General features: G+C 44.1%; 23 protein-coding genes. 13 read left to right on the plus strand and 10 right to left on the minus strand.

The annotated features are described in order from the left end of the window. The first annotated feature begins 56 nt into the window (after positions 1 to 56). From AB4513_RS16025 to AB4513_RS16050, 6 genes are all read left to right on the plus strand, one after another. Complete coding sequence (locus AB4513_RS16025) at positions 57 to 1058, plus strand: TRAP transporter substrate-binding protein (protein WP_009845770.1); 1002 nt, start codon at positions 57 to 59, stop codon at positions 1056 to 1058. A gap of 164 nt (positions 1059 to 1222) precedes the next feature. Then, on the plus strand, positions 1223 to 1765 hold the full coding sequence (locus tag AB4513_RS16030; protein WP_009845769.1) for a TRAP transporter small permease: 543 nt from the start codon (positions 1223 to 1225) through the stop codon (positions 1763 to 1765). Positions 1766 to 1802: 37 nt separating this feature from the next. Further along, a complete protein-coding gene (locus AB4513_RS16035) occupies positions 1803 to 3143 on the plus strand; it encodes a TRAP transporter large permease (RefSeq protein ID WP_009845768.1) in 1341 nt (446 codons plus the stop codon). Positions 3144 to 3154: 11 nt separating this feature from the next. Continuing rightward, the gene (locus tag AB4513_RS16040) at positions 3155 to 4075 is read left to right on the plus strand and encodes a cache domain-containing protein (protein ID WP_009845767.1); all 921 of its coding nucleotides are present in this window, start codon (positions 3155 to 3157) and stop codon (positions 4073 to 4075) included. A gap of 235 nt (positions 4076 to 4310) precedes the next feature. Then, entirely contained in the window at positions 4311 to 4883 is a 573-nt protein-coding gene (locus tag AB4513_RS16045; RefSeq protein WP_009845766.1) for a malate synthase, read from the plus strand. 494 nt (positions 4884 to 5377) lie between these two features. Beyond that, positions 5378 to 6985, plus strand: a complete 1608-nt coding sequence (locus AB4513_RS16050) for a BCCT family transporter (protein WP_009845765.1) — start codon at positions 5378 to 5380, stop codon at positions 6983 to 6985. A 200-nt stretch (positions 6986 to 7185) separates the two neighbouring features. Here AB4513_RS16050 and AB4513_RS16055 read toward each other — a convergent pair whose 3' ends face one another. Next, entirely contained in the window at positions 7186 to 8112 is a 927-nt protein-coding gene (locus tag AB4513_RS16055) for a M14 family metallocarboxypeptidase (protein WP_009845764.1), read from the minus strand. Positions 8113 to 8287: 175 nt separating this feature from the next. Here AB4513_RS16055 and AB4513_RS16060 point away from each other — a divergent pair, with 175 nt between their 5' ends. Further along, a complete protein-coding gene (locus AB4513_RS16060) occupies positions 8288 to 9193 on the plus strand; it encodes a DUF808 domain-containing protein (protein WP_102257524.1) in 906 nt (301 codons plus the stop codon). Between the two features lie 113 nt (positions 9194 to 9306). On the opposite strand, the gene pyrC is transcribed toward AB4513_RS16060, so the two are convergent. After that, positions 9307 to 10335, minus strand: coding sequence for a dihydroorotase (gene pyrC, locus AB4513_RS16065; protein WP_009845762.1), 1029 nt, complete (start codon positions 10333 to 10335; stop codon positions 9307 to 9309). A 192-nt stretch (positions 10336 to 10527) separates the two neighbouring features. Further along, positions 10528 to 10686: a YqaE/Pmp3 family membrane protein gene (locus AB4513_RS16070; protein ID WP_008215717.1), complete on the minus strand. Its 159-nt coding sequence runs from the start codon at positions 10684 to 10686 to the stop codon at positions 10528 to 10530. A gap of 218 nt (positions 10687 to 10904) precedes the next feature. Here AB4513_RS16070 and AB4513_RS16075 point away from each other — a divergent pair, with 218 nt between their 5' ends. Next, a complete protein-coding gene (locus AB4513_RS16075) occupies positions 10905 to 12746 on the plus strand; it encodes a hybrid-cluster NAD(P)-dependent oxidoreductase (protein ID WP_009845747.1) in 1842 nt (613 codons plus the stop codon). A 107-nt stretch (positions 12747 to 12853) separates the two neighbouring features. Here the strand turns inward: AB4513_RS16075 and nadE are convergent, their stop codons facing one another. After that, the gene (gene nadE, locus AB4513_RS16080) at positions 12854 to 13684 is read right to left on the minus strand and encodes an ammonia-dependent NAD(+) synthetase (protein WP_009845746.1); all 831 of its coding nucleotides are present in this window, start codon (positions 13682 to 13684) and stop codon (positions 12854 to 12856) included. A gap of 109 nt (positions 13685 to 13793) precedes the next feature. On the opposite strand from nadE, the gene AB4513_RS16085 reads away from it, so the two are divergent. Then, positions 13794 to 14315, plus strand: a complete 522-nt coding sequence (locus AB4513_RS16085; protein ID WP_009845745.1) for a nicotinate-nicotinamide nucleotide adenylyltransferase — start codon at positions 13794 to 13796, stop codon at positions 14313 to 14315. 22 nt (positions 14316 to 14337) lie between these two features. Next, on the plus strand, positions 14338 to 14829 hold the full coding sequence (locus tag AB4513_RS16090; protein WP_009845744.1) for a hypothetical protein: 492 nt from the start codon (positions 14338 to 14340) through the stop codon (positions 14827 to 14829). A gap of 115 nt (positions 14830 to 14944) precedes the next feature. On the opposite strand, the gene AB4513_RS16095 is transcribed toward AB4513_RS16090, so the two are convergent. Further along, complete coding sequence (locus tag AB4513_RS16095) at positions 14945 to 15571, minus strand: hypothetical protein (protein ID WP_009845743.1); 627 nt, start codon at positions 15569 to 15571, stop codon at positions 14945 to 14947. A gap of 175 nt (positions 15572 to 15746) precedes the next feature. Here AB4513_RS16095 and AB4513_RS16100 point away from each other — a divergent pair, with 175 nt between their 5' ends. After that, positions 15747 to 16853: a 1-acyl-sn-glycerol-3-phosphate acyltransferase gene (locus AB4513_RS16100; protein ID WP_029223825.1), complete on the plus strand. Its 1107-nt coding sequence runs from the start codon at positions 15747 to 15749 to the stop codon at positions 16851 to 16853. 153 nt (positions 16854 to 17006) lie between these two features. Here the strand turns inward: AB4513_RS16100 and AB4513_RS16105 are convergent, their stop codons facing one another. Next, the gene (locus AB4513_RS16105) at positions 17007 to 17606 is read right to left on the minus strand and encodes a hypothetical protein (protein WP_009845741.1); all 600 of its coding nucleotides are present in this window, start codon (positions 17604 to 17606) and stop codon (positions 17007 to 17009) included. A gap of 101 nt (positions 17607 to 17707) precedes the next feature. Between AB4513_RS16105 and AB4513_RS16110 the strand changes: the two genes are divergently transcribed. Then, complete coding sequence (locus AB4513_RS16110; RefSeq protein ID WP_009845740.1) at positions 17708 to 18010, plus strand: YnjH family protein; 303 nt, start codon at positions 17708 to 17710, stop codon at positions 18008 to 18010. 36 nt (positions 18011 to 18046) lie between these two features. Here the strand turns inward: AB4513_RS16110 and AB4513_RS16115 are convergent, their stop codons facing one another. Next, the gene (locus AB4513_RS16115; protein ID WP_009845739.1) at positions 18047 to 18346 is read right to left on the minus strand and encodes a YfcZ/YiiS family protein; all 300 of its coding nucleotides are present in this window, start codon (positions 18344 to 18346) and stop codon (positions 18047 to 18049) included. Between the two features lie 529 nt (positions 18347 to 18875). On the opposite strand from AB4513_RS16115, the gene AB4513_RS16120 reads away from it, so the two are divergent. After that, the gene (locus tag AB4513_RS16120; protein ID WP_009845738.1) at positions 18876 to 19337 is read left to right on the plus strand and encodes a TetR/AcrR family transcriptional regulator; all 462 of its coding nucleotides are present in this window, start codon (positions 18876 to 18878) and stop codon (positions 19335 to 19337) included. Positions 19338 to 19728: 391 nt separating this feature from the next. Here the strand turns inward: AB4513_RS16120 and AB4513_RS16125 are convergent, their stop codons facing one another. The 3 genes from AB4513_RS16125 to AB4513_RS16135 form a co-directional block, all read right to left on the minus strand. Further along, complete coding sequence (locus AB4513_RS16125) at positions 19729 to 20511, minus strand: heme ABC transporter ATP-binding protein (RefSeq protein ID WP_009845737.1); 783 nt, start codon at positions 20509 to 20511, stop codon at positions 19729 to 19731. Continuing rightward, positions 20511 to 21548, minus strand: a complete 1038-nt coding sequence (locus AB4513_RS16130) for an iron ABC transporter permease (protein ID WP_032555081.1) — start codon at positions 21546 to 21548, stop codon at positions 20511 to 20513. Before AB4513_RS16130 ends, AB4513_RS16125 begins: the two co-directional genes overlap by 1 nt. A 142-nt stretch (positions 21549 to 21690) precedes the next feature. Continuing rightward, the gene (locus tag AB4513_RS16135) at positions 21691 to 22581 is read right to left on the minus strand and encodes a hemin ABC transporter substrate-binding protein (RefSeq protein ID WP_009845735.1); all 891 of its coding nucleotides are present in this window, start codon (positions 22579 to 22581) and stop codon (positions 21691 to 21693) included. Positions 22582 to 22598: the final 17 nt, after the last annotated feature.

A 22598-nucleotide genomic window follows, 5' to 3' on the forward strand; every position in this document is an offset into this window, starting at 1 on the left:
TCACCTTGTGAGCAAAGTACAGGCAGGACGTCTGTATGATATGAAAGGTTAAGACTATGAAATTGATTAAAAATAAAATTATTGCTGGCGTCACAATTGTAGCAACAGCGATGCTATCTCATACCGCGGCAGCAGCAAATTTTAAAATGGCTATCGGCGATGCTGCTGGTGGTACGCAGTGGGAATTAGCGACATCATTTTCTGAATTGATGGAGCAAAAAACAGACGGTAAAGTCAAAATCGACCTGTTCCCGAATGGTCAATTGGGCAACGAGCAAGACACCGTCAACGACGCGGCAATCGGCCTTCTCGACTTCTCAGTATTGGCGATCAACAACGTGACGCCTTTCTCTCCAACGGTTGGTCTATTGACCATGCCTTATGTTATTCAAAGTGCAGAAGAAGCGGTGCTATTAACTCAAGGCCAAGTGGGTCAAGACCTTGTCGATAACACCATTCGTGATGCAGGCGTTCGTATCGTTGGTTGGGCTTATTCTGGTTTTAGAGTTCTGACTAACTCTAAAAAGTCAGTGGCTTCACCAGAGGATCTAAAAGGACTAGTGATTCGTGTTCCTCGTAACGAAATCATGATTGCTTCTTACCAAGCATGGGGCGTAAACCCAACACCAATGGCATGGTCAGAAACATTTACTGGCCTACAGCAAGGCGTGGTTGATGGTCAAGACAACCCATACATCACTGTGCATGCGATGAAGTTCAATGAAGTACAAAAGTACGTCACAAACCTTCGCTACATCTTCTCTCTTGAGCCGCTAATCGTCAGTGAAACTGTCTTCCAACAACAAACGCCTGAAATGCAAAAGATCATTCTTGAAGCGGGTCAGGAAGCGACAGAGCACAGCTTTGCATACTTAGAAAATACTGAAAACAAGATCCGTGAAGAACTGCAAGCAAAAGGCATGGTCTTCACTGACCCAGCAGACAACGAGCAAGAGTGGATCAGCAAAGTCACTAAGTCAGTTTGGCCTAAGTTCTATTCAAGCATTGGAGGCAAAGACAAGCTAGACGACGTTCTTGAGTTACTAGGTAGAAAGTAACGATTAGATTCGCCCTATCTGCTGTTCTTCGCTACTTAATCACCTAGCGATAGAACGGTTAGATAGGGCATTTACATGGCTTTACTCGTTGATCTGTCCAGTACCTGATCTTTTTAGTACCGCGAGCGACTGGTTGTCATGTGGAAATCAACATTGGAGGTTATATGTCAGTCGCTAAAACAATAAAAAAGCACCTTAACAACATTGAGGAATATACATGTTGTTTGTTGCTAGCAAGCTTTGTCCTATTGCTGTTCACACAAATCCTTACTCGTCAGCTTTTCGATTACTCCATACCTTGGGGTGATGAAGTCGCTACTTACATGTTTGTTTGGTTTGCCTATCTAGGAGCTGTTGTTGCGGCCAAGATGTCGGCGCATAACCGAGTCAGTTTTCACTTCAAGTTCTTCCCCCCGATTGTTCAGACCGTCTGTGAAACCATCGCTGACTTCTTATGGTTGTTGTTTAACGGCTACTTTGTTTATCTCAGCTACGATTTCGTGTTCAACAAAATGAATTTGTTCTGGAAGTCTCAGACGACAGGCATCCCAATGAAATACTTCTATATGATTTTGCCAATCGCATTTTCTCTAATGATGCTGCGCATTATCTGGAACAACTACGAGCGCTTATTTAAGGGCGCTAAGAACGAAGATCCTGAAGTCAAAGAACTGCGCAAAATGACGGCACAAAAGTCATCACAGTAGTCGTCACAGAGAATAGCCGTAATAGAGAGATGTAATAATGGAATCCTATTTAACTCTAATTTTATTTGGTGGCTTCTTAACCCTGTTAATTCTGGGTGCACCAATCACAGTATCACTGGCCGGCGCTTCAATGGCGGCCTATATGTTGCTCGATAAAAATCCCATCGCTTTAGTACAAATCGCGTTTACCTCGGTGGGTAACTTCCCGTTAATGGCACTACCAGCCTTTGTTCTTGCTGGCGCATTAATGGAGGCGGCGGGTATCTCCAAACGTCTGGTGGATATTGCAGAGAGCTTAGCCGGACCCGTGACGGGTGGCCTTGGCGCTGCAACGGTCATGGCGTGTTTGTTTTTTGGTGCTATTTCAGGTTCAGGCCCTGCAACCACAGCTGCGGTAGGCATGCTAATGGTGCCTGCAATGGTTAAGCGAGATTATGATAAGAGTTACGCATCGGCAGTAACGGCCGCATCAGGGGGCTTGGGGATTATCATTCCGCCATCCATCCCGTTAGTTATTTTCGGCATCTCAGCAATGGGATTAATGGCACCGCCTGAAGCCATCGCTCAACACGGGCAATTTGCTTCTTTATCTATTCCTAAATTGTTTGTTGCAGGCGTTGTTCCTGGCTTCATCATGGCATCTACACTCGTCGTCACCAACTACTTCATTGCCAAGCGAGAAGGCTATAAAGGGCTGTCTGAGAATTGGTCCTTTGGCGAAGTAAGACACGCTTTGCGCCGTGGCATATGGTCGATACTGGCTCCATTTTTGATTCTCGGAGGTATCTATAGTGGTATGTTCACACCAACAGAGTCAGCGGTTGTGGCTATCTTCTATTCGCTGTTTGTGGGTGTGTTTATTCACCGAGAGTTATCGTTCAAAAGCACCATCAAATCATTATCGACAACCACATGGATTACCGGGCGTGTGTTGCTGATTCTATTCGCTGCAACGGTATTTGGTCGCTTGTTAATCGAACAAAAAATTCCGGTCGTAGTGGCTGAGTCATTGCTAGGTTTCACTGACAACATGTACATGGTGTGGGCACTGACTATTGTGCTATTGCTTTTCGTCGGTATGTTCATGGAAACGTTAGCCGCGATCATGATTATCGTGCCAGTGCTGCTGCCAATCATGTACATGCTAGGCGCGGATCCAACCCACGTAGGTATTGTGGTGGTGTGTACGTTATCGATAGGTTTTGCTACACCGCCGCTCGGTGAAAATATCTTTGTCGCCTCGGGGATAGGCGGAGCCACGGTCGAGCAGATCACCGCGAAGATCCATCCCTTTGTTCTTGCATCGGTAGTCGGCGTGTTCGTTATCGCTTTCTTCCCACAAATTACGCTTTGGCTACCGTCCTTAGTGGGCTATTAGGAGAAGTCACTATGAATATATCAAGAATTATCCTTATTGGTTGTGCCGTATTTGCAGTGATCAGTGGCATTGGATTGCGTGCTGAACATTCAGAAACAGCGAAAGAAAACGAGCCAGTCAATGTGCTCGATATTTCAGAGCCACATGTGGTCAGTGACGCGGAAAGAAGAGCCAAAACCCTGCTTGCTAAAGCGGTTGTCCATGTACAAAAAGAAGGCGATGAAAGCGTTCAAGACTTTATGAGCGATGCTGAATACATAGATGGTGAGTTGTATGTATTCGCTTTGGGGATTGATGGTCAATTCCTTGCCAGTGGCGGTTCTTCAATGGTGTTGGTGGGCGACAGTGTTTTAGACACTCAGGACGTTTACGGTAATCCATTTTTCCGAGAAATGATCACGAAAGCGGTACACAACGGCTTCGGTGAAGTGAAGTATCACTGGACCAACCCAACTGATCGCATGGGGGAGCCTAAAACCACCTTCTTTGAGCGAGTGGGCGATGTGATCGTGGCGGTGGGTTATTACCCAGAACGTTCAAGTGCTGCTGAGGCAAAGAATCTATTGGCGAGAGCCATGACAGCGATAGTGGAGTCAGAACAAGAGAGCCTGACTGAGTTCAATGACGCTGAGGGTAGCTTTGTTGAAGGAGACTTATATGTGTTTGTGATGGACATGAGCTCTGGAAAGCTGCTTGCACATGGTGTATCCCCTGAGCTTGTTGGACGTTCACACAACGAAATTCTAAGCCCTGACGATAAGCCAATTCTCACTGAGATGTTAAATCTCGCCAAAGAAAATGGCCGTGGTGTTTACACCTATCGATGGCTAAATCCCCTGTCGAGCAAAGTCGAAACCAAGCACACCTACTATCGAGTGATCGACAATAAATTGGTTGGGGTCGGTTATTACACAAAATCAAACAACACGTAAAAGTGTGTCTAATGAGCTCTCAGCCCAATTAGATAAAGGGCTGGGGGCGGAAATTCCGGTTTGTGTAAAAAATCAATTTAGTAAAATTCACACTGTGAAATTTTTGTTGTGAAATTGTTTAAAAAATACAAGTAGTATGAAATACATGGAAGCGACACAGTAAAGAACACATTTGAAAAGGGTCAATCAGGATTTTTGACCTACATGAAATTCAAAGCCGTAAGAGGGAAAGATTATGAATATGCTGACACTAGACAAAACAGAACTTCACAGAAACCATTCAACATTTATTGCTGAAGCTGTCTTTGCCGTAGAAATGGTGAAAGCAGACAAGCAACTCGAAAAACAAAAAATGGCGAAACAGTTGCTTGATACTCTATTCCCTTTAGAGGCGGGTTCACACGAAGATGCAGTGAGCTACGAGATTGATTATCGACATGTTCAGGTTTACTTCAAAAACGGCGAGCACACCGGCTTGAAAAGAGCGAAGCACTTTGTCGCTTATGCGGGTGATAAATCTAAACCATCGTCAATTCTATTTCGAGACGAGAGCGGTACCCATGTTGAAGTGACGATAGGTGCTCGCAAAGGAACTGGTAATTTAGAGTTGGTGAACATCGAAGACATTCAATTAGAGACATGCACCACGTTTGGCCAAACTGAAGCGAACCTCTCTTCTGGTATTCGCCACTGGGTTAGCTTAGTGAAGGGTGATGAAAGCGGCCGACCAAGCGCCTCGAGTGAAGATAAAGAGTTCACTGAAAAGAATGGCGAAGATTACAACCTAGGCTTTTGCTTCGCGATTTAATGTACTGCCTTTGAAATGTGCAGTTCTGTGGCGAGAAGCGTAGCAAGACATAGCACTGACATTTAAATACTGATTTCTCTTTTACCTTTGGTAATTTCCCCGCCCCTATAGCGGGGCTTTTTTATTAGAGCTATAAATAAATCAGGCTATTGTTAATATTATCTGTAGAAAGTTTGCATGAGATTTTACGGTGCGTCATTTTAATTTAACATGTTGTATTTTAATGTTTTTTTCTGTTTGTTTTATTCTGCTTTTATTGGGTTAACTATCACTATCAATGGTAGTCTGGGTAACTATTGAGCTAAAACTCAGTCAAAATGCTTCGACCTGTGCTATAATGCGCGCCTTGGGATTGAGCCAGTAAGTCCATTTATCACCAACCATTGTGATTTTTATCGCCTCTATTTAGGTGGTGCGGCGAGCCAATCAAGTAGTAATTGGATATGGAGAGCGTCCTTATATTCGTTGATTCGGATATGTGAACATCATAATTTATGAGTTTTAAATCAAAAAAATACAGTATCGATTCTACTGACTATCAAGTTGGTCAAGATAACGTCAGTAAATGGGGCATGGATGTCCACAACACCGTCTTCATAGCCTCAGTAGGCTTATCTCTTCTCTTCATCATCACTCTTCTTGCTCTTCCTCCAGCAGACGCTAAAGCTGCTATTGATTCTATTAAGGGTGCTGTTTTATCAAAGTTTGACTTCCTGTTTATGTGGGGAGCTAACATCATGCTAGCGTTTGCTGTTGTTCTAGCATTTTCACCGTTGGGCAAGATTCGTCTAGGTGGCGAAGATGCGACGGCGGACTATTCGATGTCATCTTGGATTGCGATGTTATTCGCAGCCGGTATGGGTATCGGGCTTATTTTCTGGGGTGTTGCTGAGCCAACCGCGTTCTTCACGAACTGGTTCGGAACACCATTAGATGCGGAACCTTTTACAGAAGCAGGCCGTGAACTGGCACTTGGTGCAACCGTATTCCACTGGGGCTTTCATGCATGGGCTATCTATGGCATGACGGCGCTTTGTCTAGCGTACTTTGTTTACAACAAAGGCTTACCGCTATCAATGCGTTCTGTGTTTTACCCAATACTGGGTGAACGAGTTTGGGGTAAAACAGGTGATGTGATCGACGTACTAACGGTACTGGTTACTCTGTTTGGCCTTGCGACTTCATTGGGCCTAGGTGGTACGCAAGCAGCAAGTGGTATTAGCCACGTGTTTGGCTTGGAAAACAACATCTACCTTCAGCAATCTATTATCGTTTTGATTATGGGTTTGGCGATCATCTCTGTTATGCGTGGCATGGACGGTGGTGTTAAGTTCCTAAGTAACCTGAACATGGTTATAGCGTTCGTATTCCTTGGTCTTATCGCTGTATTGAACTTTACGACAGTGCTTGATTCTGTGGCGACTGCGGCAACGGGCTATGTGAAAAACATCGTAGCTTTGAGCCAAAGTGCGGGTCGTGAAGACACAACATGGCTGCATGGTTGGACTGTGTTCTACTGGGCATGGTGGGTTGCGTATGCACCATTCTTCGGTATGTTCGTAGCGCGCATTTCTAAGGGCCGTACGGTTCGTGAGTTCCTACTTTGCGTACTGATTATCCCAACATTGGTAACGTCGGCTTGGATGTCGATCTTCGGTGGCGTGGCTATCGAGCAAGTAATTAACCATGTGGGACAACTTGGCCTCGACCAAGGCATTACAGACGTATCTCTAAGCTTGTTCTACATGCTAGATGCTTACTCGTTCGGTAGCATTCTGTCAGTTCTCGCAGTCGCACTGATCATTGTGTTCTTCGTTACAACGCTAGACTCAGGCTCTATCGTTATCGATGGCATGACAGCGGGTGGTAAGCTTGAAGTTCCTGTTAAACAGAAAGTGGTTTGGGCGGTTATCTCAGGTGCTATCGCAATGGTAATGCTGTGGATTGGTGGTACTCAATCTATCCAAGCTCTGCAATCGATCACGATCATTGCTGCACTGCCGTTTACGATCATTCTTCTGATTGGCTGTTTTAGCTTGTTGAAAGGTCTACTGACTGAAGTAGATAAAGGACAAGAAAACGTTAGTGAAACCGCTAAATAAAGTAATCGAGTATGGGGAGTATATAGTTCGCTAATTACTCCTTATTCAGCGTTATTTCAAAGCTCTCTTGTGCTGTGTGCAAGGGAGCTTTTTTATGCCCAAGAAGAAATCAAAGGTAAGAGAAAAGACAAAAAAAGAGCCACAAGCGGATTGTCACTTGTGGCTCTTTTTAGTTTTAGGGAGCAGCTTTAGCTAATAGCTTACGCGTTCAATTCATGTTGAATTACGTAATCCAAAGCACCGACTACAGCAGCAACTTGAGCGTCATTACACTCTTCGTCAGTCACTTTGTCGCTGTCTGGGTAAACCTCTGTGGTTGTTCCGTACTTACAGTCGGTCACGCCGCCACATAGGCCAAGCTTCTTCATTGGGTAGTTGATCACACCGTGTTGAGTGACGTCTGAACCAATGATCTTGCCTTCGTCATCCGCAGGCGCAATGTGCGTTACTTTTTCTACTGAAGCAATTACTGCCGCTTGGAATTCTGGTTGCGGATTTTCTGTATCGCCAACCGTGTAGAAACCATCTGGGATCATACCTTCGATGTACTCAATGCCATCACGAGCAGCAAGTGCTGGGCGGAATTCAGTTTCATCAGAGTCTGTCGTCTCATGCAGGTCAACGTGAACCAATACTTCTGGCAAAGAGGCCACTAAAGCTCGTAGGTTTGCTGATTCTTCTGCTGGCGTATCGTCATAGAAAGAACGGTTTGGATCAACAGCATTTGGGTTCCAGCGGTTGATCACTTCGTAACCCCAAGGGCTTACACAAGGTGCTACTACAATGTTGAAGTGCGCTGCGTATTTCTCTGCTTGGGTCGCTGCAAATTTGATAGCGCCATGCACACCACTGGTTTCGTAACCGTGAACGCCACCTGTAACGAGAATGGTCGGCTTTGACTCGTCCCTGTTTTTGCTCTTAATTGCGAAAAGTGGGAAGCGAGCTTCGTCGTAGCTCAGTGCGCCGTATTGTTCGATGTCAAAACGGTCTGCAAGTGCTTTAATCTTTGGCACAACTTCTTGTTGGTATTCACGCTTAACCGTTCTTTGAGCTAACCATGCTTCACGTTCTGCTTGTTGCCATTTTTGTCCTGGCTTACCAATTGGGTAGGTAGATTCACTTTTCATCTATACTTTTTCTTTTATGTTCGTGAAAGATTAAGACAGATTATTCCTGTCTAACAGAGACAGCAATAGAAAACACAACTTGTGACTTTATTTTTTACAGACTCATAACTTTGATGAGTGAATTGATGATGTTACATTTCATCGATGGTTCAATCTTTTATAAAGAGACAATAAAATGGCTGGAGCAAGTTTATTAACACTGCTAGATGACATTGCAACCGTGTTGGATGATGTCGCACTGATGTCTAAGGTGGCAGCTAAAAAAACCGCAGGCGTATTGGGTGACGATTTAGCCCTTAACGCTCAGCAGGTATCCGGTGTTTCTGCTGAAAGAGAAATTCCAGTGGTATGGGCGGTCGCAAAAGGCTCACTTAAAAATAAGCTGATTTTGGTTCCGGCGGCATTATTGATCAGTGCGTTCATCCCTTGGTTGATCATGCCACTACTCGTGATTGGTGGCCTGTTTCTTTGTTTTGAAGGGGCGGAGAAAATCTTAGAGAAGCTCTTTCCTCATACTCATCAACATGACGAGAAGGAAGAGGATACGAGTACTGGCGAATCCATAGAGGAACATGAGAAGAGAAAGGTCTCAGGCGCGATTCGTACCGACTTCATATTATCTGCGGAAATCATTGTGATTGCGCTAGGTACCGTAACGGGTACAAGTATCCTTACTCAGATTCTTGTCGTGAGTTTGATAGCCGTTGTGATGACGATTGGTGTTTATGGCTTAGTGGCAGGGATCGTTAAGTTGGATGATTTAGGTTTCTATCTCCAGCGCACGTCGAATGGCAGTACCATTAAAACCCGTTTGGGTGATGGGTTAGTCGCCTTTGCACCAAAGCTGATGAAGATGCTTGCTGTGGTCGGTACGGCTGCGATGTTCTTGGTTGGTGGCGGTATTGTGGTGCACAACGTCCCTGCGATTCATCATTTAATTGAACCGATTATTATGGATTTTAGTGGACATACGATTGCGACAGCGGTGGTACCGACGTTATTAAACGGTGTGATTGGGATTTTAGCTGGCTTGATTGTCGTTGCTGTTTGGACTGCGATTGGAAAAATGCGCGGTAAGTAATCGTTCATTATTTATTATAATAAGACAGTCTTTCATCGAAAAAAAAGGTCACCATAATTATTATGGTGACCCTTTTCGTTAAATGGAGGGCGTTTATTTAACAGCCCAAGCGCTTATTTTACAGACCAAGCAATCGTCTCGCCGCCACGGATTGGCACAACAATGTCTGAACCGAAAGGCATGGTTTCAGCAACATTCCATTCTTCTTTAACAAGAGTGATGGTGTCTGCATTACGTGGCATGCCGTAGAAATCCGGACCATTGTGGCTCGCGAACGCTTCTAGGTTCTCTATCTTGCCTTCTAAATCGAACACTTCAGCGTACAGTTCAACTGCAGCGTGCGCTGTGTAAGAACCTGCACAACCACATGCTGACTCTTTAGCACCTTTAGCGTGTGGCGCAGAATCGGTACCCAAGAAGAACTTCTTGCTACCGCTTGTTGCCGCTTCGATAAGTGCTAACTGGTGTGTGTTACGCTTAAGGATAGGTAGGCAGTAGAAATGTGGCTTAATGCCGCCAACCAGCATGTGGTTGCGGTTGTAAAGCAAGTGGTGAGCTGTGATGGTTGCCGCTACGTTCTCGTTAGCGTTCTTAACGAAAGTCGCTGCATCTGCCGTCGTGATGTGCTCTAGAACGATTTTCAGGTTAGGGAAGTCATTAACAATCGGCGCTAGAACTGTGTCTAGGAACTCTTTTTCACGGTCGAAGATATCAACATCGTGAGCCGTTACTTCACCGTGTACAAGCAGCAACATACCCACTTCTTGCATCGCTTCTAACACGTGGTAAATCTTTTGAGCTGAAGTTACGCCTGAATCCGAGTTTGTCGTCGCGCCAGCAGGGTATAGCTTCGCCGCTACAACAGCGCCAGATTCTTTCGCTTTGCGAATTTCGTCAGGTGTTGTGTTGTCTGTTAGGTAAAGTGCCATTAGAGGCTGGAACTGTTCACTTGGCTGCTCTGCCATGATGCGTTCACGGTAAGCTAGAGCCATTTCGGTATCGGTTACCGGTGGGATGGTGTTTGGCATGATTAACGCTCGACCATTGTAGCGGCTGATATCGCGGACTGTATCTTTTAATACTTCGCCATCGCGTAGATGAACGTGCCAGTCGTCAGGACGAGTAATCGTAAGTTGTGTCATTGAAGGCTCCCACCATTTGAAGTGTTATGTAGTTGGAGCCTAAACTCAGCGAAATCTGTGAAAGCAATCGCTTACGTTTAGGCGACAGGATGATAGTGGAAAAGCACTTTCATTTCATCCTATTTTTAACTCTTCAGGGTTAGGAGCTTGTTTTTATGGATATTTTATTCGGTATCTATTTGTTAATAAGGGTTAGCGGGTGGCTACCCACAGACCATGGATCATTCCTGGAACCCAGAAGAAGAAGGTCAGGACGATGTTAATCAGCAAATCTTTACCTGCACCGCGAGCGAAGAACACACCAACGGGCGGAAGCAATACACATAAAATGATAATGACGAGTTTGTTCATGATAAATCCTTTTTATTCAATGAAAGTTCAATGCGATAACCGTGTTCATATTATAGAACGTATAGAGAGTGTTAATGCATTGCTGTCTTAATGTATACAAGGCAGTGATTTAAACATTTCAAGATATTAGCTTAGTATCAAGTGTTTAATGCCTGCCAGTTTATCTATTTATAACCATTTGTTAGCATTGAGACAAACAACAAAACATTGGAATCGTTATGTCGCAGTCACCTTTAGATCAAGCTCTCTCTTTATCTCAAATCAATGTGTTTCCGGTTAAATCAGTAGGTGGGATTGCACTCTCTTCTGCTTGGGTCGAAAAACAGGGCCTTACCTTCGACAGACGTTTTATGTTGGCGTTGGCTGACGGCTCAATGGTGACGGCGCGTAAGTACCCTAAAATGGTCAAGGTATCTTCAAGCTTGCAGCCTGACGGTTTGATCTTCACTTATGAAGGCAAAGAGCCTTTGCGTCTAAAGTATGCAAATTTCAAGATGCAAGAAGCGCCAGCAACGGTGTGGAAAGACAGCTTCACGGCATACACGACATGTGATGAAGCCGATGATTGGTTCAGTGATGTGTTGGGCGTGCGCGTTGAGCTACTGTTTTCTGGCGAGCAATCGAATCGTGTTCGTGAAAAGCTTGGCCATAATGTCAGTTTCGCTGACGGCTATCCAATGTTAGTGATCAGCCAAGCCTCTCTAGATGAGCTTAATCGCCGCAGCCCTGAAGTTCACTCGATGGATCAGTTCCGCACCAACTTTGTTGTTTCGAATACCGAAGCCTTTGCTGAAGATGGTTGGAAGCGTATCCGTATCGGTGAGGTTGAGTTCGAAGCGGTGAAGCCTTGTGAGCGTTGTATCCTAACGACAGTTGATGTTGAGCGTGGCGAATTTAGAGCAACAAAAGAGCCTCTTAATACCTTCTCTACATTCAGAGCTAACGAGCGTGGTGGCGTTTTCTTTGGTCAGAATCTTGTGGCTAAAAATGAAGGTTTGGTTAAAGCGGGTGATGTGGTTGAAGTACTCGAAACCAAAGAGAAAGAACACTATGAAGACACTTGGGTTGAGTCGTTACATTTAACATGTGTTGAGCGTGAAGAGATCGCTCGTGACTTTACGACCTTTTGGTTAGAGCCTGCCAAAGAGAACCACTCACTACCAAGTTATCAGCCTGGGCAACATCTGCCGATTGAGATGGTGATTAATGGCGAGAAGGTTTCTCGTCGTTACACGTTATCTTCTAGCCCTTCACGAGCGGGTCGTTTAGCGATTTCAGTGAAGCGAGTGGACGATGGCCAAATCTCTAACTGGTTAAATGATCACTTTCAAGTGGGTGATACTTTGGTTGCTCAAAATCCAGATGGTGCGTTCTACTTAGAAGCGAATCCAACTCACCCGTTACTGCTTTTGTCTGCAGGCAGCGGCATTACGCCAATGTTGTCGATGCTTCGTTATTTGGCCGATCATGGCCAAATTGATGATGTGGTTTTCTATCATCAATGCAGCAGCGAAGAAGACATCCCTTACCAAGCTGAGATTGATAAGATCGCCAGTGAGCACGCGGGTCTTCGTGTTATTTATTCATTAAGCCAACCAACCAAAGAGTGGGATGGTTTATCTGGCCGTTTGAGCGTGTCGCATATCGCTAAAATTGAAGAGTTACACAAGCGCCAAGCGTTCGTGTGTGGCCCTGACGGCTTTATGGATAATGCAAAGAAACTGCTGATTCAAATGGGGCTCAACCCTCAGCATTACCATCAAGAAGCGTTTGGTGTGGCTCAATCGACCGAGGAAGCGGTGAAGCAGCTACAGTTAAGTGTGAACGGCTACCTGTTCGAAGGTAATAATCAATCAACCTTGCTAGAGCAAGCGGAGTCGGCGGGGGTGTCTATTGCTTCAAGTTGTCGTGCGGGTTTCTGCGGTGCTTGTAAAGTGACGCTTGAGTCCGGACAAGTTCATCAACCGGATGTCCCTGCATTGCAAGATCATGAACGTAATATGGGGCAGATCTTGGCGTGTTGTAGCGTGCCTCAAACCGATATCGAAGTTGTAGATTAACGACTCGTTAGATCATTACGAAAAACGCATTAAAGAACACTAAATAGAAAAGGCCGGAAGTTCGTAAATGAGCTTCCGGCCTTTTTGATTCTGAGCTAATTCAAAGATTAATCGTAGATCGTTGGGATTGGTTGACGCTTGTGCTGTGTTGCTTTGTAGATGCCAACTAAGCGATCGGATACGTCTTGAGGTACTGTTTTACCTTCAAGGAAATCATCGATTTGATCGTAAGAAAGGTTCAATGCTGCTTCATCGGCTTTCTGTGGATCAAGCTCTTCTAGATCAGCAGTGGGTACTTTCTTAACAAGTTGCTCTGGAGCGCCCAACGTTGCTGCAAGCTCACGAACTTGGCGTTTGTTCAAACCAAATAGTGGTGCTAAATCACATGCGCCGTCACCGTGCTTAGTGTAGAAACCAGTGATGTTTTCCGCTGAGTGGTCAGTACCAATCACCAGACCGCCAACGTAACCAGCAATTTCGTATTGTGCGATCATGCGAGCACGAGCTTTCACGTTGCCTTTCACAAAGTCGATTTTTGCTGAATCTGTTGGTAGTAGACCTGTGCCTTCAAGAGCAACGTGAGAGGCTGCGTGAAGCCCGTCAACACCCGCTTTAATGTTGACAGAAACAGATTGAGAAGGCTGAATGAAAGAGAGAGCAAGCTGTGCTTCGTCTTCATCTTTTTGTTCACCGTAAGGTAGACGAACCGCGATGAATTGGTACTCGTCGCTACCAGCGCTTTCATTTAGGCTATCAACGGTCATCTGTGCCAAGCGGCCACAGGTTGTTGAGTCGACACCACCACTGATACCAAGGATCAGTGATTTGCATCCTGACTGTTGAAGTTTCGTTTTGATAAACTCCACACGACGAGTCACTTCGAAGTGAGGGTCAATTGAAGGTAGTACGCGCATTTCGTCACGAATTAACTGTTCCATTCGTATTCCTTTCCTGCAAGCAAATTAAAAATCTAGTGTTATCATACCTAAATCATCCGATTTAAAAACCTCTTTGCACAAGCTTAGAAAGAGAAGGCAGTAATAAGTAATGGAAAAAATAGCCATTTTCGGTAGTGCGTTTAATCCACCGAGTTTAGGGCATAAAAGTGTGATTGATTCATTGGCTCACTTTGACAAAATCCTGCTCGTTCCAAGTATTGCCCATGCTTGGGGAAAAGAGATGCTAGACTTTGATACGAGATGTCAGTTAGTTAACGCATTTATTAGCGATCTTTCATTGGAGCAAGTGGAGCTTTCTTTGGTCGAAAAGAGCCTATTTACTCCAGGTGAAAGCGTAACGACTTATGCGGTGCTCAGCGCACTTCAGAAGTTACATCGTGATGCGGAACTCACGTTCGTTATAGGTCCTGACAACTTCTTTAAGTTCTCATCTTTTTATAAATCAGATGAGATTACTGAGCAGTGGTCTGTAATGGCTTGCCCTGAAAAAGTGAAAATTCGTAGTACTGATATCCGCAATGCGCTGATAAGTGGAAGCGATGTTGCAAAACTGAGTACAAAGTCAGTTACAAAGATATTGCAAGATAGTGGACTGTATACAATAATGTAGATTCACTCACTCAAGAGGTCTGATGACTATGCTAAAGCGCGCGATACCAGCGACGATGATCATTGCAGCATGCAGTTTACCTGCATATGCTGAGTGTGATTTTTTTAGCCTAGATTCGGTAATGCTGACTTCTGATGACGAAAATAGCTGTTTAGACTTTTCTACGAGCCTTGAAGCTTTCGGCCAAAGTATGTTGGAGCTTAGTGGGTTAAGCGAACCAGAACCTCAAACTAAGCCTGATTACTGGTCTGATTGGGTTATTCAAAGCAAAGATGCGCCTTTGTTAACTCAGAGCCTTGAGTCTAACTATGTTGGTCTCGGTATGTGGTTTCCAGAAGAGCTGGAAGATGAACAGTATAATATGTCGACAGAAGAGTGGTTGATGAACCATGGTCTTCAGCTGAGCATCGGTTTTGGTGATAAAGTTGAAGGGCAGCCGCGTATGCGTTTTGATTACCGTTGGCATGACTCTAGTGATGCAGACTTAATGATGCAGGTTGAGCTGCCATTCTAGACAGGTAGTTCATTCTTTTCTGTCTAAGTGCTAAGAATTAAAAAAGCCGCAAAAACTGAGTTTTTGCGGCTTTTTAGTATCTAGTCTGTTGCTTTTAATGTCACCGATCGCCAGGTTATAAATCTTCACCAAACACGAGCATGCACAGTTGCTCGAACTCTTCTTCTTTACCTGAGAACAGGTCATCAATCACAAGAGTACGTTTCTGACCTGATTGCATGCGTTTCTTCGCCTCGCGCATTACCATCACCAATGTGTGCTCTTGCGGTAAGTTCGAGTCATCAACATTCCATTGATTGAATCGCTGAGACAGAGCACTTTCACAAAGCAGTGGCTTAAACGCCAACACCTCTTGCTTCAATACAGAAAGCATATCTTTAAACGCTTGCTCAGTATTATTCGTTTTTACACTACGAGACTTAGTAAGTTCTAGCTTTTCTAGCAACGCAGAAGAGAGGTTCGTTTGCGTGACGTATCCCGCTTGTCTTGGGAATGAATCCGTCAAGCGCACAGAAAAGTCGACACGATTGACCTGTGTGTTTGGAAAGTAGGTCAGTGATGTTAGGCAGTCATATGGAACCCAGACGCTCTGACCTGGCTCGACGGCATACTCTTGTTTGCCCAGCTTAATCAAAACCAAACCACTTTGAACCGATACAAGGCTATGCTTAAGTACTTTTTTGCGTGGTGTAATCACCAGGTGTGAAAAGTAAGCCGATGTATATTCAATAGCGAAGTTCATAGATAGTACCTTAGTCTTGGGGCGTCAAGATTACCGTTAATCTTAAAGAATGCCAATAATAACAGGGCATTTTCGATGTTTCTGGTCTGACCTTGTCAAAAGTATGGGCTCTGTAGCTGCGATAAGTCAAAACAACGCGTAGAATGAGCCAGCTTTTTATTATATGAATGAAAAAATGACCTCTCCAACCGATCCATATGTTGATATTCGTCCTTACGGCGATGATGAAATTCCAGCGGCACTAAACCGTCTTATTAATGATGAAGAATTTATCAGTGCGATCTTGCACTATCGTTTTTCAAACCATGCGTCTTGGTTCAAAGCGTTAATGAGCCCGATCTTGCGAGTGTACTTGAAAATGAAATGGAGCAAGCTGACTAGCGTTGAATCCATTCAGATCGAAGTGAAAAAGTACTTACGCGATACGCTCGCTAAAACCACCAAAGGGGTGACATACACGGGTTTAGAGTCACTGGATGCGAACCAAGCGTACCTGTTTGTATCAAACCATCGTGACATTGCTATGGATCCAGCGTTAGTTAATTACGCTTTGCATCTGAAAAATCATCAAACTTGCCGTATTGCCATTGGTGATAACCTACTAAAGAAGCCATGTGCGACTGAATTGATGCGTCTGAACAAAAGCTTCATCGTAAAGCGTTCTCTAAAAGGGCCACGTGAAATGATGAAAGCGCTTGGACAATTGTCTTCGTATATTAAGCACTCTCTAGAAACAGGTAACTCTATTTGGATCGCTCAGAAAGAAGGTCGTGCAAAAGACGGCAATGACTTCACAGAGCCAGCAATTCTGAAGATGTTCCATGTTGAAGGGCGTAAGCAAAAAATCGTATTTCCTGAGTACGTGAAATCATTGAAGATCGTTCCTGTGGCTATTTCATACGAAAACGATCCATGTGACACAGCGAAAGCAATAGAGCTTTTTGAAAAAGACGTAAACGGCAGTTACGAAAAGGGTGAGTTTGAAGATATCGAAAGTATCATTCAAGGCATCATCGGTAATAAAGGGCGTGTTCATGTTGGTTTTGGTCAGGTTATTGACCAAGATTTCGATACACCTGAAGCACTTGCTCAAGAGATTGACCGCCAGATCCACGACAACTACAAACTATTTCCTGTGAACTTATTGGCTGCAGAAAAAGAAGACGAGTCGATTACCGCTGCGGTGAAGCAAGAGTTTGAAGATAAACTATCGAGTTTGCCACAAGGTGCTCGCCAGTACTTGATCGATAGCTATGCGAACCCAGTGAAGAATATTGGTTAACGAGCGTTAGCAAACAAGTTCGTTGATTGAATTGAAAAAGGAGCCTTAGGCTCCTTTTTTGTATCGGCGTGCCTGTGTTTTTCTCTAAAAGCCAAAGCCAAAGCCAAAGCTAAAAAAACAATCAACCAAATAATCAATTAATCGAAATGAAGATTAGCGAGCAACCGCGCCACCAAGATCTAAATTGGTTGGCCACGTGGTAATCGTGTTACCACCTAGATAGATATTGCCTTTGACCGTCATGGTATCGGGGAATGCAGTAATTGCAGATCCGCCAATATATAAATCGCCATCAACCACTATCCCGTTTGGCAGCTCGGTTAAAGGAGTACGGATCACGCTTAGGTCTCCTTTCACTCTAAAGCCGTTGGGAAGCCGTATTAGGGGGGTATCTGTGAGGTTGATGAATCCACCCACTCTCACACCTTTTGGCCAACGGGTAATCTTACTTCCTATCAAGTCGGCGTAGCCTTTTATTTTTACGCCCGATGGAACTCTGGCTAGTAGGCTGTTACCGCCTTTAAGGCTTCCGTTAACTTCTAACCCTTTCGGAAGGCGAGTGATTGCGGTGTTTTCTATATTTAAATTGCCATCGACGACCAATCCTGTCGGTAGCGATGTATAGGGCTTATTTCGTAAATATAAGTTTCCGTAATTATCCAGATGGTTCAATATTTGATACTGATCGAGTGGTTCTGCAGTCACATTTGTTATGGTTAAAGAACCAATAATAAGTACAATTATTCGGAGCATAACAAGCTTCTTATTACGATAGACGTTAACACTATAATGAAAAAATTATTCTCGCATAGTGTTTTACTCATTTGTTGGTCGGTAAAAAAGAATAGAACACAATGAAAGGCGAATCTGTGATTGAAATAAAGCGTCAAATTCTAAAAGGCTTTGTGATTGTAACTTCTGTATTTTGTTCAGTATCAGCGAATGCTAATAAAATAATATCAACGCCCGCTAAGGCTGCAGTCGTCGTCACTCAGAGTGGTTCACAGCAACGAGTTTGTTATTATGATGATAAGGCCTATAGCCTAGGTGCGGTCGTTGAAGTTTCAGGAGTGTTGATTCGATGTGCTGCCGAAAATGATTTTGAGACCAATGGTGCTCTAGGCTGGATTGAGATTATAAAAAAAGACGAGAAATAAACTCGTCTTTCATTGGTATGAGTGTTGGTGCTTATATTAACGAGCTAGAGAGCGAGTCTTAAGTTCGAAAATAATCTTCTCAGCGCTGACTTCAAACTTAAAGCGAGCATTTAATTCTGTGCTTTCTTCTGTCAGTTCTGATGCTTCAAACTCAACGTTGCTAGACACTTGTTTAGCAAGCTCAACGTACTTAGCAAACTCAGTTTCAATGAGTGCTTTAGAGTTACCGTAAACCGTTACTTCGGCAACATCGTCGCCTTCTTTAATGATAAACCCGATTTCACCTGCGCAGCCGCAAGCCTCACATACATCATTGTTACCAATATCTTGGCTCATAAATAATCCTCTTACAAAGTCTGCGGTTATTCTAGCGAGCAATTTGAACTGTATCTACAAAAATCAAAATCTTTGAACTAATTTTTACTAGTATGCTATGCTGTTTGATAGGATATTTAATGAATATGTATATTCGCGACGATAAATATGTATGTGATTAATATCACGTTTTCCTGAAGAGGTACGTTATTTATTTGTCAGAATATCATTCACTTAGTTGCGCCAGGATTGATTTTATAAGAGTATCTATCGCTTGACAGTTATTTATACAATGAATTTTTCGTTGGGTATTTCATATTCTAAGTAGTTATTTAAACTTATCGACTTAGGATTGTAAGGTGATTTTCGAAGAATAATTAAACAAAGTGCCCAAAGAGGCAACACTGTAAAATTGTTCGTACAAAGTATTTGTGGGTATTTAATGGAAATACTTGCGAAAAAATACCTTGCTCACATAATGCTGATAACGATTTTCATTCTGACTTCATTCGGTTGAGTTAGATGGATTTACAAAGAGAAGAACCTGAATATGCCAAAGCGTAGTAAAGAAGATACAGAAATCACGATCCAGAAGATCATGGATGCCGTTGTAGACCAGTTATTGAGATTGGGTTACGACAAAATGTCATACACGACGTTGAGTCAACAAACAGGCGTTTCTCGTACAGGTATAAGTCATCACTTTCCAAAGAAAACGGATTTTACTGCTGCTCTAGACGGTCGTATTTTCAAGATGTTCATGGAACACATTGACTTTGAAAATGGCCTTGATGCATTTTCGGCTAGCTGGGTTGCTGCACTTGAAGATGCTGAGTTCCTAGCGATCTTACGTTTACTTTTCCATCATATCGTTACTGCTGAGAATGCACATGAGTTCGCGGCAAACGGTATCGACCGCTTGTACAAGCTAACTGAAACTCAGTTTGGTGATGCTAGTGGTAAAGAATTAGAGTGGTTGATTGGTAAATCATTGATTCATATGAGCCAATAATCAACACGCAATAAAAAAGCTCCTGAGGGGGCTTTTTTTGTACCTGTAGTTTCACTTTTCTTCCTTTTTTCTCTAGCTTTCACACCGTTGTCGTTATGCTGTCTTTGTGCCGAATAAAGTTATTTCTTTTCTTTTTAGATGTTTAGGGTTTCGCCTACATCTTTCTGAGTAACTAAAAGCTTACTAACATTAACTGATGGTGTTTATTTCTAGAGCCTCAAACGCTCAAGGTGAGCCGTTTTAAGGGGTATTGCCATGGTAACTAATAAAATTGATTTTAAGGCGAGAGAGGGACTGTGAGACAATAAAAAGCCTCGAAGAAATCGAGGCGGTGAATGGTGTGGTTGTTAGAGAAAGCGAATACTCAAAACGAACCTGTTCTTAATCGAACTTATTGTGCGGGATGAACCTGGGGGAAGTTCATGGTTGGGTGCTTTTCGACAATACTTGTGTAGCCGTACACATCTTCAATCATCGAAGGCTTAAGTGCTTCCCAAGGGCTGCCATCGCAAACTAAGTTTCCCTCTTTCAAAACTACCAATCGATCTGAGTATTGAGCGGCTAGGTTTAAGTCATGCAAAACTACGATAACCGCTGCGTTGTGGTTGTCGGCTAACTCTCTCGCGATCTTTAACGTGTTGTGCTGATGGGCAAGATCCAGTGCTGATGTGGGTTCATCAAGCATCAAGATACATTGGTCACCAGAATAGTGAAGTTGGGTTAGTACTCGAGCCAAGTGAACACGCTGTTTTTCACCGCCAGATAGAGAAGGGTAGAGTCTTTTACTTAGGTGAGACACATCGGCAACATCCATTTTCTGGCTAGCTATGCTAGTGAGCTTCTTGTTGGACTCTTGCAACGGGATACCACCAAGCTCAACAACTTCATGTGCCAGAAAGGGGAAGGTCAAGGTACTGTGTTGAGGAAGCATCGCTAAATGTTTCGCCAACTTCTGCGAAGGCCACTTATCTTTGGTGTGTCCAAAATACTGAATATCACCAGTGCTCGATATCTCCTGACATAAAGCTTTCAGCAGCGTACTTTTTCCTGCGCCGTTTGGTCCAAGTAGTGTGGTTACCTTTCCTGCTTCAATCTCAATAGAAACGCGGTCTAAAATCACTTTGTTGCCAAACTTCACTTCGATGTCGGTTGCTTTTAACGCTGCAGGAAACATTAAAGGATTCTCCCTTTCTGTTGAAATAGTAGATACAAGAAAAATGGAGCACCGATGATTGCAGTGACAATGCCAACTGGCAACTCAGCTGGTGCCAGTGCCACGCGAGAGAACATGTCTGCAGCTGTTAATAGTAACGCGCCTAATACCGCAGACAATGGGAGTAGGACTCGATGATCTGGGCCCGCTAACATGCGGCCTAAATGAGGAATAACCAGTCCGATGAAGCCAATCATGCCAGACAAGCTAACCGTGATACCAACGCCTGCGGCAGTCAGTAGAATGAGCTTTCGCTTGAGTTTCTGTACTGGGATGCCAAGGTGTTGCGCTTCTGACTCGCCCAGTAATAGAGCATTCAGTGACATTGCTTGGCGGTAGAAAACAACAAACAACCCAACGAGCGTGACAGCAGCAAGTAAAATGCCGGACCACTTAGCCCCCGCCAAAGACCCCATCGACCACAACGAAAGATCACGCAGCATTTGGTCATCAGCAATGAAATTCAAGAAGCCAATACCTGCGCCTGACAATGCACTGATCGCAACACCCGCTAATAACATGATGGTCACCGAGGTACCGAATTTTCCCGTACCTAGCTTATAAACTAGCAGGGTGGTTAAAGCGCCACCTAAAAAGGCAAATACAGGTACGGCCGCAAAGTTCATGAAAGCAGGGTATTGCAATGAAAGTTCAGAGAAAAGAACAATAGCCAACGCCGCGCCTAATGCAGCTCCGGCAGAGACGCCTATGACCCCAGGTTCCGCAAGCGGGTTTCGAAACAGCCCCTGCATGACGGCACCACATAATGCGAGAATCGCGCCTATTAGCATACATAAGATGGTTCTCGGTAAACGGATCTCTTGAATCACTAAATTGATGTGGGGAGCTAAGTCATTGCTGGGTTGGAATAGGCTGGCTGCGCTGTCAGCTAAACTAATGTTCATTGGCCCTACAGTAATGGAGAACAGTGCAACGAAGACTAGGGTTGCACCTAGGCCTAACATCGATGTTTTCAGTGGGACGGATCGTAGCAACATAAGGGGCCTCAATGTCTATCATCCGCTTCAATGCTCATCACGACTCTGCGAAAAGCGAGGCGGTGATGAGCATTGAGCAAGCAACAGTAAAAATAGGGTGGTTGAGCTATAGCGGGTAGATAAGCTATAGCGGGTAGATAAGCTATAACGGGTAGATAAGTGCGTTTAATCGCTTCGCTTCAGAAAGGCTTTCAAGACCAAGCCCTCCAACTAGAGCGCTGCCCTTTACGGTAATGATTTGCTTGTTCATGCCTGCTGGCGTTGCCGCTAGCATAGGTAACGATTTAAGAATGGCATCAGCGCCGCCCATTTTCTGGTAGCTACGGCCACTGACTAAAATCACATCTGGTTGCATTTCTACCAGTGATTCCATCGATAATGGCTTGTATGACGTTAGGCTTTGAGCCGCAGGGTTAACACCGCCAGCCAGTTCAATGATCGCGTTGGGTGATGTTTCACCGCCAGCAACATTTGCAGGACGGCCTTCATGCAGTAATAGGAACAGAACTTTCTTCGCTTCGTTGTTTGGTACTTGATTCGCTTTCAGTGCTGCGATTTTTTGATTCACTTCGGCTTTCACTTGCTGTGAGTGATCTTCGGTATGCGTTATCTTAGCTATTTGGTCGATTCGCTTTAGTAGCCCTTCAACGTTTGCTTCGGTGTTAACGATCTCGACATCGATACCCACAGATTTTAATTGAGAAATGGCATTGTCTGGCCCCATCTCATCTGAGCCAATCAGTGTGGTTGGCGATAAGGCAATCAATCCTTCTGCAGAAAGGTTTCTGTGATAACCAATCTTTGGCAGCTTTTTTGATTGAGGTAAGCGACTGGTCACATCAATTGCAATCAACTGCTCTTCAGCACCCAGAGCAAGAACTAATTCGGTAACGGCACTGCCAGCACTGATGATTCTAAGTTGTTTTACGTCGTCAGCGTTGGCGATAGGCGCAGCAAGTACCAACCCCATCGCCGCTATTGCGAGTAAATGTTTGTTGTTCTTTAATTTATTGAGCACTTTTAAGTCTTTCATAATAATTTATTTGTACT

The organism is Vibrio sp. 10N.222.54.E6 (assembly GCF_041473955.1).
In the GTDB taxonomy this organism is placed as follows: domain Bacteria; phylum Pseudomonadota; class Gammaproteobacteria; order Enterobacterales; family Vibrionaceae; genus Vibrio; species Vibrio tasmaniensis_A.